This is a genomic window from Corallococcus praedator (genome assembly GCF_003612125.1).
GTDB classification, from domain to species: domain Bacteria; phylum Myxococcota; class Myxococcia; order Myxococcales; family Myxococcaceae; genus Corallococcus; species Corallococcus praedator.
This window is the reverse complement of sequence record NZ_RAWI01000056.1, coordinates 17,850-33,605: the sequence shown is the minus strand read 5'-3', so window position 1 is coordinate 33,605 and position 15,756 is coordinate 17,850. Positions and strand designations below refer to the sequence as shown.

At 70.8% G+C, this 15,756-nt stretch carries 10 protein-coding genes; 7 read left to right on the top strand and 3 right to left on the bottom strand.

Annotated elements, in window-relative coordinates:
* A partial coding sequence (locus D7Y13_RS10345; RefSeq protein ID WP_147452433.1) for a methyltransferase domain-containing protein occupies positions 1-909 on the top strand: 909 nt, incomplete at its 5' end.
* A gap of 31 nt (positions 910-940) precedes the next feature.
* Here D7Y13_RS10345 and D7Y13_RS10340 read toward each other — a convergent pair.
* Positions 941-1,693, bottom strand: coding sequence for a zinc-dependent metalloprotease (locus D7Y13_RS10340; RefSeq protein WP_120532709.1), 753 nt, complete (start codon positions 1,691-1,693; stop codon positions 941-943).
* A gap of 180 nt (positions 1,694-1,873) precedes the next feature.
* The gene (locus tag D7Y13_RS10335; RefSeq protein ID WP_120532710.1) at positions 1,874-2,776 is read right to left on the bottom strand and encodes a LysR substrate-binding domain-containing protein; all 903 of its coding nucleotides are present in this window, start codon (positions 2,774-2,776) and stop codon (positions 1,874-1,876) included.
* A gap of 91 nt (positions 2,777-2,867) precedes the next feature.
* On the opposite strand from D7Y13_RS10335, the gene D7Y13_RS10330 reads away from it, so the two are divergent.
* Positions 2,868-3,518 carry a pyridoxamine 5'-phosphate oxidase family protein gene (locus D7Y13_RS10330; protein WP_120583408.1) on the top strand — a complete coding sequence of 217 codons (651 nt, stop codon included), beginning with the start codon at positions 2,868-2,870 and terminating at the stop codon, positions 3,516-3,518.
* Positions 3,519-3,648: 130 nt separating this feature from the next.
* Entirely contained in the window at positions 3,649-6,075 is a 2,427-nt protein-coding gene (locus D7Y13_RS10325; protein WP_158620352.1) for a PQQ-dependent sugar dehydrogenase, read from the top strand.
* 100 nt (positions 6,076-6,175) lie between these two features.
* Here D7Y13_RS10325 and D7Y13_RS10320 read toward each other — a convergent pair whose 3' ends face one another.
* Positions 6,176-6,784, bottom strand: a complete 609-nt coding sequence (locus tag D7Y13_RS10320; protein WP_120583410.1) for a cysteine hydrolase family protein — start codon at positions 6,782-6,784, stop codon at positions 6,176-6,178.
* Positions 6,785-6,898: 114 nt separating this feature from the next.
* Between D7Y13_RS10320 and D7Y13_RS10315 the strand changes: the two genes are divergently transcribed.
* The 4 genes from D7Y13_RS10315 to D7Y13_RS10300 all read left to right on the top strand — a co-directional run bounded on the left by D7Y13_RS10315 (position 6,899) and on the right by D7Y13_RS10300 (position 15,756).
* On the top strand, positions 6,899-7,624 hold the full coding sequence (locus tag D7Y13_RS10315; RefSeq protein WP_120583411.1) for a helix-turn-helix domain-containing protein: 726 nt from the start codon (positions 6,899-6,901) through the stop codon (positions 7,622-7,624).
* 18 nt (positions 7,625-7,642) lie between these two features.
* Positions 7,643-8,815 (top strand): hypothetical protein, encoded by a 1,173-nt coding sequence (locus tag D7Y13_RS10310; protein ID WP_147444280.1) that lies wholly within the window; start codon positions 7,643-7,645, stop codon positions 8,813-8,815.
* Between the two features lie 142 nt (positions 8,816-8,957).
* The gene (locus D7Y13_RS10305) at positions 8,958-12,371 is read left to right on the top strand and encodes an AAA family ATPase (protein WP_120532716.1); all 3,414 of its coding nucleotides are present in this window, start codon (positions 8,958-8,960) and stop codon (positions 12,369-12,371) included.
* 4 nt (positions 12,372-12,375) lie between these two features.
* Positions 12,376-15,756 (top strand): AAA family ATPase, encoded by a 3,381-nt coding sequence (locus D7Y13_RS10300; protein WP_120583413.1) that lies wholly within the window; start codon positions 12,376-12,378, stop codon positions 15,754-15,756.

The following is a 15,756-nucleotide window of genomic DNA, read 5'->3' as shown; positions in this document are numbered from 1 at the left end:
CCACCTGCCTCCCCCTGGTGGGTCGAGCGCGCCGAGCTTCTCCTCGCCCCATCGGATCCGCGGACGTTGGGCCTGGGCGCGCAGTGGGAGCTGCTCGAGCGGTTCGCCTTCGTTCAAGAGAACGTCGAACCGGAGCTGCTCCTGCTCGATGTGCGGGCGCGCCCGGAGCTCCAGGCGCTCTGGACGGCGCTGGAGGCGCGTGCGCTCGTGGTGACCGCAGCGCTGGATGCGACCGGCGCGGACGTCGCCCGGCAGCTTCGCTCGGGAGACCTCTCCGCGGCGGGCTTCCGGGAGCAGTGGGAGGGACTGGGCTTCACCGAGTCCACGGGCCGCGCGAGCACGGCGGCGGATGACTGGCTCGAGGGCCTGCTGCGCATTTCGCGCATCACCACCGGCCAGGACCGGCCCCCGTTCGGTCAGGTGAACATGGCCTCACGGGCCAGGCGCATCTCCGACTTCCTGTCCATCACGAGCCCCGGGCCGCGCGACACCGTCTACGACCTTGGCTGTGGCAATGGGAAGTTCGCCATCACCGTGGCCGCCAGCTCCTCCGCCCGGGTCAAGGGCGTGGAGTATGGACAGACATACGTCGAGTCCGCGCGCCGCAATGGCGAACGTTTCGCGTTGCCGAACCTGGAGTTCATCCACGCGGATGTCCGCGACGTGGACATGTCGGACGGCACCGCGTTCTACCTGTACTTCCCCTTCTGGGGAGAGGTGGCGCACGCGGTGGCCCGGATGCTCGGGGACTTCGCGCGGGCCCGGGACATCACCGTGTACGCCCAGGGCCCGCGCCTCGACTACGGAGAGCATTTCCTCGAGCAGGTGACGCAGGGCGCGCTGTGCCTCGCGCCGGAGCGCCTGGACTTCGCCGACGTGATGGTCCTGCGCAGCGCCGCCTTCGCGTAGTGCGAGGCGGCCCGCGACCGGGCCTGGACGCTCAGTAGAGGTAGTTCAGCGCGAGGATGTCGTATTGGGAGAACTCGCCGGTCGCGGTCGAACTGAAGCAGGAGTTCATGATGGACAGAGGGTCCACGGTCGGCGTCCCGGGAATGAGGATGCCACCCACTCCTGCTGAACCTTCGCTGCCGCCGCAACCCGCCGTGTTGAAGAAGTCCGTGTGGCGCAGGCCGAGGGTGTGGCCCAGCTGGTGGGTGATGACGTGCTCATTCACATCCACGCTGTAGCTCTGCAGGCCGGTCCCGATGCTGATGGTCCCGTAGGGAAGGCCGCCCGAGGGGTATCCCGAGGAACCGTTGGCCCCGCTCATGGTCGTCGCGGTGATGTTCGCGTTGCAAGCGCTGCTCGGCCCCCGCGTCATGGTGAAGCGCAGCCCCAGGCTGTTGTAGTTCTGGATGGCCAGGTCGAGCCCCTGGCTCAGCCGGCTGTAGCTGTTGAACGCCGCGGTGGGATTGATGCAGATCCGCGTCACGCTCGCACCGACGAGGTTGGTCGTGCGGTAGTGCTCCGCGGTCCCCTCGTCGCGCTGGAGCATCTCCTGGGACGCCTCAAGGCTCACCTGGGCGTCGTGCCCCAGGTACACGGCACCGTCGACGACCCGGATGTCCTCGGCCGGAAACCCGGCTTCGATGAGGTTGGAACGGATCGCCTCGTTCTCCGAGGGCAGGTCGGTACCGCAGCCGGACAACAACACGCCACAGCTCACCACGAGGACTGCCGCTGGCTTGAACATTCTCGTTTCCCCTCTTGTCCTGAAGCGTTTCTTCCCACGGTCCCGGCACGGGAGCGTCGGGGCGGACAACACACCTTTCTAGGACACCTCACCCTCAAAAACCAGCAAGCACGGATTAAGCAATAATCACAACAATCCCTGCCACACACGTCTTGAGACCCGTGGGCGTGCGCGGGTGCGTCATGCCCGCGAGCCGATGCGCTTGCGCAGTCGCTGGGCGGCGAACTCCAGGAAGGCCGCCGCCGCGCGACGCTGGGGGCCCGGCAGGTGGACGAGGTGCACCGGAACGGGCTCCGGCTCGAACGGCTCAAGCACCACGCGCAGCCGCTTGTCCGCGAGCAGCGAGTCCACCTGATAGGAGAGGACCCGCACGAGCCCCACGCCGGCCAGCGCGGCTTCGATGGCCGCCTGGGCCGTGTTGACGATCAGCCGTGGATGCACGGCGACGCCTCGCTCCCGCCTTCCACCGCTCGGGAAGGACCACCGGTCCGCGATGGGGGTCGTGGTCGTGAACGCGATGCAGGCGTGGCGGGCCAGCGCCTCCGGGTCCTTCGGCACGCCCGCGCGTTTCAAGTACGCCGGGCTCGCGCAAAGGACCGACCGCACGTGGCCGATCCTGAGGGCCCGCAGCGCCGAGTCGGAGAGCGCGCCGATGCGCACGCCCAGGTCGATGCCCTCCTCCGCCAATGACACCACGCGATCGAGCAGGGTGAGCCGCAGGTCCAGTTGGGGATGGGCCTCCAGGAACTCCGCCACCACGGGCACGAGGTGGAGCTGGCCGAACAGCACCGACGCCGTCACGGACAGCGTGCCGTGCAGCTCGGCCCGGGCGTCCGAGGGCGCTTCGAGCAGCTCGAACTCCGCCAGCGCCCGGCGGCTGCGCTCGAGGTAGCGCTCCCCCTCTCCCGTGAGCGAGACGGACCGGGTGGTCCGGTTCAGCAGGCGCGTGCCCAGCCGCTTCTCCAGCGCGGCGACGGCGCGGGTGACGCTCTGCGGGGAACGTGAGTGGGCGCGGGCCGCCTCGATGAAGCTTCCCAGGCTCGCGACGGACACGAAGAGGCGCCACTCCCCGACTCGATCCATTGTTCCACCTCCTGGAATACTGTTACCACGGACGCGCCATTGTTGACGAAGCGGGAGGTCCGTACCTTGGGAAGCTTGGAGGTTCTTCTCAATGAAACCCATCTCAAGTGATGTGGCCTTCTCCCCGGCGGTGAAGCAGGTGCAGGGCGAGCGCGGCTCCAGGGCCGCGTATGCCCGGATGGAGCGCGCCGGGGGCTTCGAGACCGAGGTGACGGAGGACCTGCGCGCGTTCCTGGCGCAGGTGAACACGGGGTTCCTGGCCACCGCGAGCGCGGATGGACAGCCCTACGTCCAGCATCGAGGGGGCCTCCCAGGCTTCATCCAGGCGCTCGATGATCACACGCTCGGGTTCGTCGACTTCGTGGGCAACCGCCAGTACGTCTCGACGGGCAACCTGTCGGAGAATGATCGGGTCTGCCTCTTTCTCATCGACTACGCGCACCAGCGCCGCGTCAAGGTCTGGGGCACGGCGCGCGCCGTCCCCGCGACGGACGCTCTGCTGTCCCGGTTCGCTCCCACGGAGCCCCGGGCGCGCCCCGAGCAGGTGATCCTCCTCACGGTGAGCGCCTGGGACGTGAACTGCCCGAAGCACATTCCCCAGAAGCTCGATGCCTCCGACGTGGCCCAGGCGCTCCAACGACTGGAGAAGCGCATCGCGGAGCTGGAAGCCGAGAACCGCAGCCTCAAGGCGGAGCTCCGGAGCCGCGATTCAAAGACAGGAGACGAAACCGAAAGGGGTTAGAGTCCGAGGCATGCGCTTATTGCTTCCCTGGCTTGCCCTGACGTTATTGACAGCTCTCTCCTCCCAAGCGCAGACCCGCGTTCCTCCGCCCGCCCAGGGTTCCTATGGCGTCGAGATGGAGGACTACATCTTGTCGAATGCACTGCGCGAGTCGACAGGGCTGGCCTGGGCTCCGGACGGTTCCAACCGCCTCTTCGTGACGCTCAAGGACGGTAAGGCCCTCATCTTCCAGAACGGCGTATTGCAGCCGGTGCCCTTCATCACCGAAGACGTGGTGACCGAGAACGAGCAGGGATTGGTGAGCCTCGTCTTCGACCCGGATTTCACGAACAATCACTACGTCTACTTCTTCGCCACCCAGGAGGGCCCTGCCATCCGGCCTGTCACCCGGATCCTCCGGTACACCGACGTCGAGGGCGTGGGAATGGACCGCACCGTCATCGTGGACAACATCCCCGCCAACTCCTATCACAACGGCGGTGGCTTGGCCTTCGGTCCTGACGGTCTGCTGTACTTCGGGGTAGGAGACAGGGGAGGAGAGGGAACCGACGATGACCTGACGCTGATGGCGTCGAAGATCAACCGCGTCCACAAGGACGGGACCGTCCCCACGGACAACCCCTTCTACGACGGCCCCGGCCCCAACAACGATCTCATCTGGGCCCGGGGCTTCCGCAATCCCTTCCGGATGCGCTTCCAGCCTGGCACGTCACATCTCTGGGTCAACGTCGCCGGAGACAGGGCTGAGCAGATCTTCCGGGTGGGGCCGGGCGACCACGCGGGCTGGTCCCTGTACGAGAACAACCAACCCGAGGGCTACCTGAAGCCGCAGGTCACCTACAATCCGGCGGGGTGGGATGAGTATGCATTCACGGAGACAGGCGCGGTCCGCAAGGATGGCGTCGTGACCTTCACGGTGGAGGACGCCTGGCGCCCTGTCTCCTCCCTGCGTCAGGGCACGCGGCTCCACCTGATCGATGTGCGGGATCCGAGCTTCAACGGGCTCGCGTTCATCTCCGGATTCCCCTCGCCCCACACCTTCACGGTGGCGCAGCCCGGACCCGATGCAGTGAGTGGAGGCGGCAGCTTGAGGACGGATTGGATGGGCTATGCCCTGGTAGGCGGCGCCTTCTGCGAGGGCCCGCTCTTTCCTCCGGAGTACCAGGGCAACTATTTCTTCGCGGACTTCAGTGGCAATTCCTATCGCGCCGTCCTCCGACCGGACAGCTCCGTGGACCGGGTGGAGCTGTTCCTGATCGGCATGGGCCCGTTCACCGACATGACGATGGGACCGGACGGGGCTCTGTATGCCTTGTCCTTCTGGGGACAAATCATCCGGGTCACCCCCCTCCCGCCGGGACTGGGCTTGATCGTGTCGTCGCAGGACCTGGTCATTCCGGAAGGAGGGACGAAGACGATCATGGTGTCCCTGTCCGCGCCCCCCACCAAGCCGATGACCGTCATCGCGGAGCTGCGTGAGGAAGGAGACTTCCAGGTGAGCGAAGGCCGCGTGCTCGGCTTCAACGCAACCAACTGGAGCGTCCCGCAGTTCGTGACGATCTCCGCCGCCCAGGACGCGGACGCCGACGTCGACCACGGTACGGTCTACTTCACCACGTACGAGGGTTTCCCGGAGGGCCTTCCCGGAGCGGACATCCGGGTGCGCACCTCGGAGGATGAAATCCAGGCGCTCCAGCTCTCCGCTACCTCCCTGGACCTGGAGGAAGGCACGGGCGGCTCCTTCACCGTGGCCCTGGCCTACGCGCCGACAGCGCCCGTGACGCTCACCGTCGCGCGCACGTCGGGGAGCGAAGACGTGACCGTCACGGAAGGCGCAACCCTGACGTTCACCCCGGAGGACGGTACGGCGCCGAAGACCGTCACCGTCGCGACGACCCGGGACTCCGACAGTGATGATGACATCGCGGTGTTCACGGTATCCGCGCCCGGGATGGAAGCGCGGGCCGTCACCGTCACCGCCCGGGATGTCGCCGGGGTGCCTGTCATCACCTCCGTGCCCGTCACGGAGGCCACTGTCGGTGAGCCCTATGCCTATTCCGTCACGGCGGCCGGGCGGCCCACGCCCGTGCTCACGCTGGAGCAGGCCCCGGAGGGCATGACGCTGAACGCTGAGTCCGGGCTCCTGTCGTGGACGCCCCCGGCTGAAACGACCGTGAGCGTGTCCGTTCGCGCGAGCAATGGGCAGACGCCGGATGCGGTGCAGACGTTCCAGCTCCGGGTCCAGTCGCCAGTCGCGGCCGACGCGGGAACGGAGCCGGATGGTGGCGGGGCGATTGATGCTGGACCCGAAACGGACGCGGGCCCTGATGCCGATGCGGGCACCGTCGCGGACGCAGGCACCGAGGTTGATGCGGGCACCGTCGCGGACGCGGGCACCGGGCTGGATGCGGGCACCACGCACGACGCCGGCACGGTGCCGGACGGGATGGAGGACGAATCCGGCGGCTGTGGCTGTGGCGCCACCGCGATTCCGGGCGTCCTGGGCTGGTGGCTCCTGGCGGGACTGGTGTGGAAGCCCCGCCGGGCACGGCACTGACAGGGGCCGGACTTCTGGCGCCTGCACAGCTTGAAGCCCGGCCCTCCGCGACAGGGGAGCCGGGCTTCCAATCATTCACATGTCGGCACCGGACAGGGCCCTACGCCTTGAACATGCCGATCACTTCCGAGGACGGCATCGGACGCGAGAACATCGGGAAGTCATACTTGAGCGCGCTCTTGTGCTCTTCCGATGAGGTCGCGGCAGTGCAGTCGACGAGGGTGATGACGTCGTAGCCGTGCTCGTACGCGGTGCGCATCGTGGACTCGACACAGCAGTTGGTGAGGAAGCCGCCAATCACCACCGTCTTGATGCCCTTGCTGCGCAGGATGAAGTCGAGGTTCGTGCTGGCGAAGGTGTCCAGGCCGCGCTTGCCTTCAATCACGATGTCGCCCTTCTGCGGCTCCAGCGAGTCGATGATCCGCGCGCCCCAACTGCCCTTCACGAACGCCTTGCCGTCGACCACGCCCTTCAAGATGCCGTAGGGGTGCCGGGTCAACTCGCCGTAGCCCTCGGCGAAGGAGATGGGCACGTGCATCACCGTCACGCCCTTCGTCCGCGCGGCCCTCACCAGCGCCTCGGTGTTCTGGAGCATCTTCGTTTCGGCCATCACGCCCTTCACCGCCGGGTGCAGCACGCCTCCCTCGGTGGCGAACTCGTTCTGGTATTCGATCAGCAGCACGGCGGTGGTCGACGGGTCGAGCGACATGGCGGACTCCGGGGCGAAGGGCCTGACCTGCCCTTTCCGGGCAGGCCTGTTATGTTTGCCAGCCCCTCGGAGAAGCGGTCAAGCCGCGCCCGTCCCAGGAGCCGTGAGGCCGCGATGCCCGAGCCGATGACCGCCACGCAACCCGCGACGCGGCAGCGCTTCACGGCGGCGACCCGGCTGGAGCGCCACCGACACGTGACGGGCTACACCTCCGTCATCGTCGCGGGGGGCTATGTGGAGGCGGGGGACTCCGGCCGCTTCCGACTGCGCGCGGGCTCCGTGGTGTTCCATCGCGCCTTCGAGTCGCACGCGAACCACTTCGACACCACCGGGGCCGTCGTCCTCAACCTGCCGCTTCCCACCTCGGCGCCCGATGTGGCCGCAGGACTGCTGCGGGATGTGGATGCCGTGGTGCGGCTGGCGCGGAAGGACCCGAGGGCGGCGGCGGACCTCGTGGCCTCGTCACCCGTGGCGCCCATCACGGGTCCCGGGGACTGGCCGGACCTGCTCGCCGCCGCGCTGCGCGACAATCCCTCGCTGGGGCTCCGGGAATGGGCGGAGACCACGGGCCTCGCGGTGGAGACGGTGGCTCGCGGCTTCAAGCGGGCCTATGGCGTCTCACCCAAGCGCTACCGGGCCGACGTGCGCGCGCTCCAGGCCTGGCGACAGATTCCCCGTTCGACGCTGCCGCTCGCGCAGCTCGCACTCGCGCTGGGTTTCACCGATCAGGCGCACATGACCCGCGACGTCGTCGCCCTCACGGGCCGGACGCCCGCGGCCCTCCGGCGCGGAGCCCCGCTGCGCGAGGGTCAAGTGGATCCAAGAATGGCCCGGCGCTAGCGATTACACGACGCAGGCATGAACCGACGCGACTGTCTCTCCGCGCTGCTCGCCCTGCCCTTCGCCGCAACGATGGGCTGCGCTTCCCGAAGCCCTCGGCCCTCCTCCTCCGCTTCCCCTCCCCGCACCCGCTGGAAGGTCGCCGAATCCGAGGGCATGGATGCGCTCTGCTTCCTCAATCCCCTGTCCGGGGAGTCCTTCTACGCGCGCTACTATGCCGAGGAGCTGGCGCGGTTCACCCCGCGCTTTCCCTCGGACGCCGTCCCGTTGATCAAGCAGCTCATGGCCTCGTCGAAGGCGCAGCACCGGATGATGGGCCCCTTTCTCTGTCTGGTGTTCTCCGCCGGGCCCACGGGGACGCTCGCGGACCTGCGCGGTGCGCTCACGAACGCGGAGACGCGGCTGCTGCCGGGCTTCCGCGCCAGCCCGTACTGGGAGCCCGAGGCCTGGGACTGGTTCCTCACCGCCCGTCCCGAGCTGGCCCGCGTGCTCGAAGCGCTGGCCGCGAGCGACTTCCCCACGTTCCGCCGGGAGGTGCTCGGAGACCTCGTGGAGCAGCGCGCGGCGGAGCTTCGACAGCGGCTGGCCGGAGTCGACGTCATCGCCGAACAGGAGCGGCTGCTGGGCCACCGCCTGGAGGAGGACATCACCATCGACCTGCTGCACTTCTCCAAGCCGCACGGCATCAAGGTCATCGGGCAGCGGTTCCTGACGCACCGGACCTACTCCGATGCGCTGATCATCCGGAACGCGGCGCATGAGATCCTGCACCCGCCCTTCGACGCCACGCATCCCTCCATCCTCGCGGCGCTGGAGGTGCTGCGACGCGACCCGCTGCTCCCCCGCATTGTCGCGGACCATGATCCGGCCTTCGGCTACACCACGCTCGAAGGCCTCTTCGACGAGGACACCGCCGAAGCGCTGGAGCAGCTCATCACCGAGCGGCTCGGCGTCGCCGTCCCGGCACGCGAGCGCTGGCGCAAGGCCGACGACGGCATGCACGTGCTGGCCGCCGGACTGTACGGACTCCTCAAGGCCGACGGCTTCGAGCGCACCGGCGGCGTCATCCAGGAGTGGCTGGGCAAGGCCGCGCACGAGGGACGGCTTGGGTCCGCGTCGCTGCACGCCTCGGCGGCCGGCGTGCTGGGACTGCCTTCCGAACAGCTCTGGGTTCCGCCCGCGCCGAAGTGAGCCACGGCCAGGATGCCGCGCGGCATCAGGAAGACGGGGCGGCCCCGCATCGCCGCGAAGCTTCCACTGCGTCCCGCCGCGCGTCAGTTCCCCGGGGCCCGGGGCGTCGCTGTGCGGCGCCGTGCTAGCCTGAGCCCTCTCCATGAACTTCCGTTTTCAATGCTGGGTGCAGCGGCACGCCAGTCGCCGGGTCACGCTCACGCCGCTGGCCCTTCCCCACCTCGCCGTGCACGCGGACTCGCTGGAGAAGGCCACCGAGGAGCTGACGCTGGCGCTGGATGATCAGCTCACCCGCGTACACCCCCGCCGGGTGCCGGAGTTCATCGCCGCGCCCGACGGCGTCCTGCACACGCTGGAGGTGCCGGGCATCCCCGTCTGGGGCGCGGAGGAGAACACCGTCTCACCGCTGCACTTCTCCGCCGTCGTCGCCCCCGCGCACCAGTCCTTCACCGGACTTCACACCCCGAGGCTCGGAACGCACCTGTGGTTCCAGGGCAAGGCGCTCCCCCCGGACGCGACGGAGCGCTTGAGCGAACAACTGGAGGGCCTCTCCGACGCGCGTCGGCTCGCGCTGCGCCCGGAGGGCCAGGAGTCGCTGGTGGAGTTGGAGGTGCAGGCCACGCCCACCCCGCTCGCCACCCTCACCCCGCGCCAGCTTCGCCTGGACATCCGCCCGCCGCCGCGTCCTCCGGATGCTCCAGCGGAGAAGTCGGACGCCGCCGGCCTGGACGACGAGGACGAGGACGCGCTGGACCCGGACTCGTGGGAGCCGCGCCGCCGCTCCCGCCGCCGCGACGCGGGCGCACGGCCCCAGAAGCCGCCCCCCACTCCCACGCTGGACCGCATCGCCGTGCCCTGGCATGCGCTCGCCCAGGACGGTCAGCTCGACCCCGCGTACGAGCAGGACGCCCTGGTGACGCTGCTCCGCGCGCGCCTCGCGGCGAAGGACGCGGAGTCCGTGGTGCTGGTGGGTCCCTCCGGCGTGGGAAAGACGGCGGTGCTCCACGCGCTCGCCCAGGAGCTGCGCGCGCCCGCAGGCACCGCATCCGAGCGCGCCCGTCCCTTCTTCTTCCTGGATGGCAGCCGCCTCATCGCGGGCGAGGGCATGATGGGCGACTGGCAGCAGCAGGTGATCCGCTGCCTGCGTGAAGCCGCCGAGTCGCACGCGATCCTCAGCCTGGGCCACGCGGTGGACCTGCTGGACGCGGGCAAGAGCGCGCACAGCGATCAGAACGTGGCCCAGCTCCTCCTGCCGCTGCTCGCCACCCGCGAGGTGTCCGTGGTGGCGGAGGCCACGCCGGAGACGTGGGCCCAGGTGGAGCGCCGCAACGCCAGCTTCGCCCGCCTCTTCTCCGTGGTGCGCGTGGAGGAGCCGTCAGCGGACGCGCTGGCCCGAATCCTCGCGCGCGTGGCGGAGGACGACGCGGGACCCAAGCCGCTGGAGGTGCTGCCCGAGGCGCTCGACGAGGCGCGCTTCCTCTGCCGCCGCTTCCTGCCCTACGGCGCGCAGGTGGGCAACGCGGTGGCCTTCCTCCGCCGCCTGCTGGCCACGTGCGCGCACGCGGCCCAGCCGCGCGTCACCCGCCTGGACGCCGTCCGCCAGTTCGCCTCCGAGTCCGGCATCCCCGAGTCGCTCCTGCGCGACGACGTCCCGCTGGAGCCGGCCGGGGTGCGCGCCTTCCTCTCCACGCGGGTGCTGGGGCAGGAGACGGCGGTGGAGCGCGCGGCGGCGGTGGTGTCCGTGCTCAAGGCGGGCCTCGCCGACACCCGCCGTCCCCTGGGCGTGCTGCTCTTCGTGGGCCCCACCGGCGTGGGCAAGACGGAGCTGTCCAAGGCCCTGGCGGAGCTGCTCTTCGGCGCGAAGGAGCGCATGGTCCGTCTGGACATGGGCGAGTACGCCGGCCCGGATGCGCTGCTGCGCCTGCTGGGTGACGGCGAGACGCCCGGACACCTGTCTTCCGCGGTGCGCCGCCAGCCCTTCTGCGTGGTGTTGCTGGACGAGGTGGAGAAGGCCCACCCCGCCGTGCACGACGCGCTGCTGGGCGTGCTGGGCGAGGGCCGCCTCACCGACGCGTCCGGCCGCTTCACCGACTTCCGCAACGCGGTGCTCGTGCTCACCAGCAACCTGGGCGCGGACACCTGGCGCGCCCGCGTGGGCTTCGACTCCTCCGGCGGCGCGCCCGACACCGCCGCCCTGCGCGCGCACTACCTCGCGGAGGTGCAGCGCTTCTTCCGCCCGGAGCTGTTCAACCGGCTCGATGACGTGGTCGTCTTCTCTCCCCTCTCCCAGGACCTGCTGCGCCGGCTGGTGGTGCGCGAGGTGGAGGCCGTGTGCCGCCGCCCGGGCCTGTCCCTCCACGACGCGGCGCTGGAGGTCGCCCCTTCCGCGCTGGACTGGCTGGCCGCGCGCGGCTTCGACCCGCGCTATGGCGCCCGTCCCCTCAAGCGCGCGCTGGAGCGGGAGCTGGTCGTGCCGGTGGCGGCATGGCTCGCCGCGCATCCCCGGGGCGGCGCGGTGAAGCTGTCCGTGGAGGCCGGCGACACGGGGCTCGCGCTGCGCGCGGAGGCGGTGGGCGGGGACGCGGAGGGCGTGGGACGGCAGGCCATCGAGCAGGTGCTGGAGGACGCGGCCAGCCTGCGCGCGGAGGTGCAGCGCTGGAGCCGCTGCGAACCCATGCTGGCCCTGCGCCGCGAGCTGGCCGTCTTCGACAAGGCGTCCCGCCAGCCGGCGTACTGGGAGGAGCGGGCCCTGGCCGAGGCGTCCTCGCGCAAGTCGTCCGAGGCGCGCGAGTTGGACAAGGCCTTCCGAGACTGCGCGCAGCAGGCCGAGGCCGTGGAGGACCTCCTCTTCGAGGCGCACCTCACGCGCGCCGTGGGACAGGCGGAGTCCCTGGCCCGCGACGTGGCCGGACTGCGGCGGGCCTTCCAGCCCCTGCGCCAGCGCATCCACGCCAGCCTCTTTCCGCCCTCACGCGGCGTCACCCTCCTGCTCGTTCCCGGACGCGGCGCGTGGCCGCACCTGTGCACGCTGGCGAAGGCCTACGAGGCCTGGGCCCAGGCGCAGTCCATCGCCTTCCAGCGGGCCCTGCTGCTGCCCGAGGAGCCCAAGGACGGAGAGAAGCCGAAGCCCTCGCGCAAGGACAAGGACCTCCGGCACAAGTGGAGCTGGGAGCAGAAGGCGGAGCTGGCCACGTTGAAGCGCACTCCCGCCGCGTATGCGCTGCAGCTCACCAGCGACACGCTGCCGCTGCTGCTCGCGGGTGAGCAGGGCGTGCACCGCTTCGTCGAGGGCAGCCAGGCCGCGCTGGTGCGCGTGCGCTTCGAGCCGCAGCCCCTGGCCCTGCACGCACTGCCGGCGCTGGAGGACCTGGAGAAGTCGCTGACGAAGGAGGAGGTGCGCCGGCTGCGTCCCTCCTCCAGCGACCTGGGGGGAGGCTCATTGGAAGACCTGCGCACCGGCGCGAAGCAGCGCTACGGGTCGGCGGGGCTGGACATGGAAGCCCTGCTGGAAGCGTGGTTGCAGTGGCGCGTCTTCGGCGCGCGGAAGGAGGACTGACGCCATGGACCTCAAGCTTCCCCTGGTGGTGTGCCCTCTTGGCGGACGGCTGGTGCAGGCCTGGGTGCCCGCCTTCTGGCCCCGGCTGAGCGGCGTGGGCCCCAGCCTCTCCACGCTCCGCGATGAGCTGGCGCTCGCCGTCATGGAGCGCTTCGAGAAGGAGCCCGTGGCCAACGTAGCGGCCTATCAGCTCCCGCCGCACCTGGCCCTGCGGCACGTCAACGTGGACACGGAGGCGAGGGACCGCGAAAAGAACAAGCGCGTCGTCCTCCAGGGCCGCATGGCCGTGCTGCTGGAGAAGTGGCCGCGCGACGAGTTCTGGGTGGTGACGCCCACGCGGCTGCCCGCGGCCCGCTTCGCGCTCGGCCACCCGGACGCGCTGCCCCAGGCGCTCGCGCGCCGGCTGGCCGCGTGGTGCCTGGAGCACGACCTGGAGAACCTGGACGAGGCCTGGTCCACCGGACACGAGCGCCTGGAGCTGTTGGAGGTGGACGCGTACGCGCCCACCGTCCTCCCGAGGACTCCGCCCAAGCCCCCCACTGCGGCGCGCCGCCGCAAGGCCACCGCCGAGAAGAAGAAGGAGCCGACCCCGGAGACGCCCGAGCAGCGCGAAGCGCGCCGCAACCGCCGCCGCCTGTCGCTCGTGGAGCTGCGCGCGGTGGCCCGCAACCTGAGCCATGGCGCGCGGGACGGAGCCCTGGAGCACTGCTTCGGCCGCGAGGCCCTGGTGCGCGAGGTGGTGGACGCGCTGGAAGGCCGCGAGGGCGCCGCGGTGATCCTCGTGGGCCCGTCCGGCTCCGGCAAGACGGCGCTGGTGCACGAGGCCGTCAGCCGCCTCACCGCGCGGCAGGACGCCGCGGGCACCCGGCGCGACGTGTGGCGCGTGGACGGCAACCAGTTCATCGCGGGCATGATGTACGTGGGCCAGTGGGAGGCCCGCGCGCGCGGCGTGGTGCAGGAGCTGGTGGAGGTGGGCGACCTGCTCTACGTGGACGACCTGGCCTCGCTCGTCTACGCGGGGCGCACCCACAGCGAGCGCACCAACGTGGCGCAGTTCCTGGAGCCCCACCTGGCGCGCGGTGAGCTGACGGTGCTGGCCGAGTCCACGCCGGAGCGCTTCGAGCGCGTGCGTGAGGAGGCCCCCACCTTCGCCTCGCTCTTCCGCGTGGTGCACGTGCCGGCGCTGGACGCGCGCGCCACGCTGCCCGCGCTCCTGGGCACGCTGCGCGAGCTGGAGGCCGCGAGCCACGCGGGCGCGGTGCGGCTGTCCCCGCTGGCGTTGGAGACGCTGTTGGATCTGCAGCAGCGCTTCGTCGCGCACGAAGCCTTTCCGGGCAAGGCCGTCCGGCTGCTGCGCCGGGTGGTGTCGCGGCCCGGCACGCAGGAGAACGGCGTGCGCCGCTTCACCCAGGAGGACGTCACCTCCGCCATGCGCGAGCAGACGGGCCTGCCGGACTTCGTGCTGGGCAGCGCGCCGCCGAAGACGCGCGACGCGCTGGAGCGTGAGCTGGCCGCGCAGGTGGCGGGCCAGCCGGAGGCGGTGTCCGCGGTGGTGGATGCCATCCTCACGCTGCAACGCTCGTTGCAGCCGCCGGACAAGCCGCTGGCCACGTACCTCTTCGTGGGCCCCACCGGCGTGGGCAAGACGGAGACGGCCAAGGCCCTGGCGCGCACCCTCTTCGGTGGCGAGGGGCGGCTCGTGCGCTTCGACATGTCGGAGTTCGTGTCCGCGTCCAGCATCACCCGGCTGCTCGGCATGCCGGGCGCGCCGGACGGTGAGTTGACCACCGCGCTGCGCACCCAGCCCTTCTGCGTGGTGCTCTTCGACGAGGTGGAGAAGGCGCACCCGCGCGTCTTCGATGCCCTGCTCCAGTTCCTCGGCGAGGGGCGGCTGACGGATGGTGCCGGCCGCACGGTGGACGCGCGACAGGCGGTGGTGGTGCTGACGTCCAACCTGGGCGTGCGCGAGGCCGCGGCGCGCACCGGCTTCCATCGCACGGCCGACAGCGCGGAGGCGCACTACCTGTCCTCCGTGCGCGCCTTCTTCCGCCCGGAGTTCTTCAACCGGTTGGACCGGGTGGTGCCCTTCCGCCCGCTGACGCCCACGGCGCTGCGCGTGGTGGTGGAGCACGCGCTGGAGTCGCTGCTGTCGCGCCGGGGCATCCGCCGCGGCAACGTGCTGGTGGAGGTGGAGCCCGCGCTGTTGGATCTGCTCGTGGAGCAGGCCTATGACCCGCGCTACGGCGCGCGTCCCCTCAAGCGCGCGCTGGAGCGGCGCCTCACGGTGCCCCTGGCCCACCACCTGGTGCGCCGAGGCGCCGAGGACCTCGCCCGGGTGGAGCTGTTCCCCCGGGGCGACGACATGGGTCTGTCCGTGGAGCTGATGACGCGCGAGTCGGCCTGGGCGCCGGAGCCGGACCCGGCGGTCTGGACGCTGGCGGATGTGTCGCGCGTGCTGGAGGAGACGGCGTCGCGGCTGGATGCGCTCTCCGCCGGGGAGGCGGCACGACCTCGCGCCCCGGCGGCGAACGCGGAAGCGTTGGAGCTGCTGGAGCGGCTGGAGCGCCTCCGTGTGGAGGCGGTGGACATCCGGGAGACCGATCTGGCGGAGCGCGACTTCGTGGAGACAGAGGAGGCGGTGCCCAAGGAGGTCGAGCGCGCGTACGACTGGCGCCGCAACCCCGGTCGCGGCGGCCTCCGGGCCCGTCCGACCTATGCCTCCGTTCCCCTGCCGGTGTCCCGCGAGGAGCGGCTGCGTCGCTGCCGCCCCCGGGTGGTGAACCTGCGGGACGAGGTGGACTGGCTTGCGCATCAGCTCGCCTGCCGCGAGCGCGGGCCGGACGTGCGGACAGTGCTCATCGAAGGACTGGGCGATGCACCCGTGTCCGCGTTGGAGGCGGTGGCGCGCGCGCTGCCGCAGGCCCTGGGGCGCGCGGCGGTGCACGAGGAGCGCGTGGAGCCGGAGGGCCGCATCGCCTGGGCGCCTCCCGGCTCGCAGCGTCCGGTGGGGGTGCGGGTGCGGCGCATCGCCGTGAGCCTCACCGCCTTCGGCCTCGCGGAGGTGCTGGCGCCGCTGGAGGGATACGCACTGGTGGAGACTCTGCGCGGCGACCTGGTGCGCCCTGCGCCCGTGCGCGTGGAGCTGATGGACGGCGGCGCGGGCCTGATGGACGACGTGTCCGGAGCGGTGGCCGCGCGGGATGCGGTGCGCGCGGCGGAACGCGAGGCGCGGCGCGCGGGGACGGCACGGGAGCAGCGCCCGGGCCGCGTGGTGGTGGAGGGAAGCGAGAGCGGGCTTCTACACCTGGCGAGCCGGCGCACGCCGTCGGAGGCGCTCGCCTGGGCCGGGGGCGTGCTGCGGCGCGCGACCCGGAAGGAGGGCTGA

What these genes read in the sequence shown, in the direction of transcription:
- D7Y13_RS10300 (WP_120583413.1), top strand. Translation starts at nt 12,376, where the DNA reads ATGGACCTCAAGCTTCCCCTGGTGGTGTGCCCTCTTGGCGGACGGCTG.
- D7Y13_RS10315 (WP_120583411.1), top strand. Translation starts at nt 6,899, where the DNA reads ATGCCCGAGCCGATGACCGCCACGCAACCCGCGACGCGGCAGCGCTTC.
- D7Y13_RS10330 (WP_120583408.1), top strand. Translation starts at nt 2,868, where the DNA reads ATGAAACCCATCTCAAGTGATGTGGCCTTCTCCCCGGCGGTGAAGCAG.
- D7Y13_RS10305 (WP_120532716.1), top strand. Translation starts at nt 8,958, where the DNA reads ATGAACTTCCGTTTTCAATGCTGGGTGCAGCGGCACGCCAGTCGCCGG.
- D7Y13_RS10320 (WP_120583410.1), bottom strand. Translation starts at nt 6,784, where the DNA reads ATGTCGCTCGACCCGTCGACCACCGCCGTGCTGCTGATCGAATACCAG.
- D7Y13_RS10335 (WP_120532710.1), bottom strand. Translation starts at nt 2,776, where the DNA reads ATGGATCGAGTCGGGGAGTGGCGCCTCTTCGTGTCCGTCGCGAGCCTG.
- D7Y13_RS10310 (WP_147444280.1), top strand. Translation starts at nt 7,643, where the DNA reads ATGAACCGACGCGACTGTCTCTCCGCGCTGCTCGCCCTGCCCTTCGCC.
- D7Y13_RS10340 (WP_120532709.1), bottom strand. Translation starts at nt 1,693, where the DNA reads ATGTTCAAGCCAGCGGCAGTCCTCGTGGTGAGCTGTGGCGTGTTGTTG.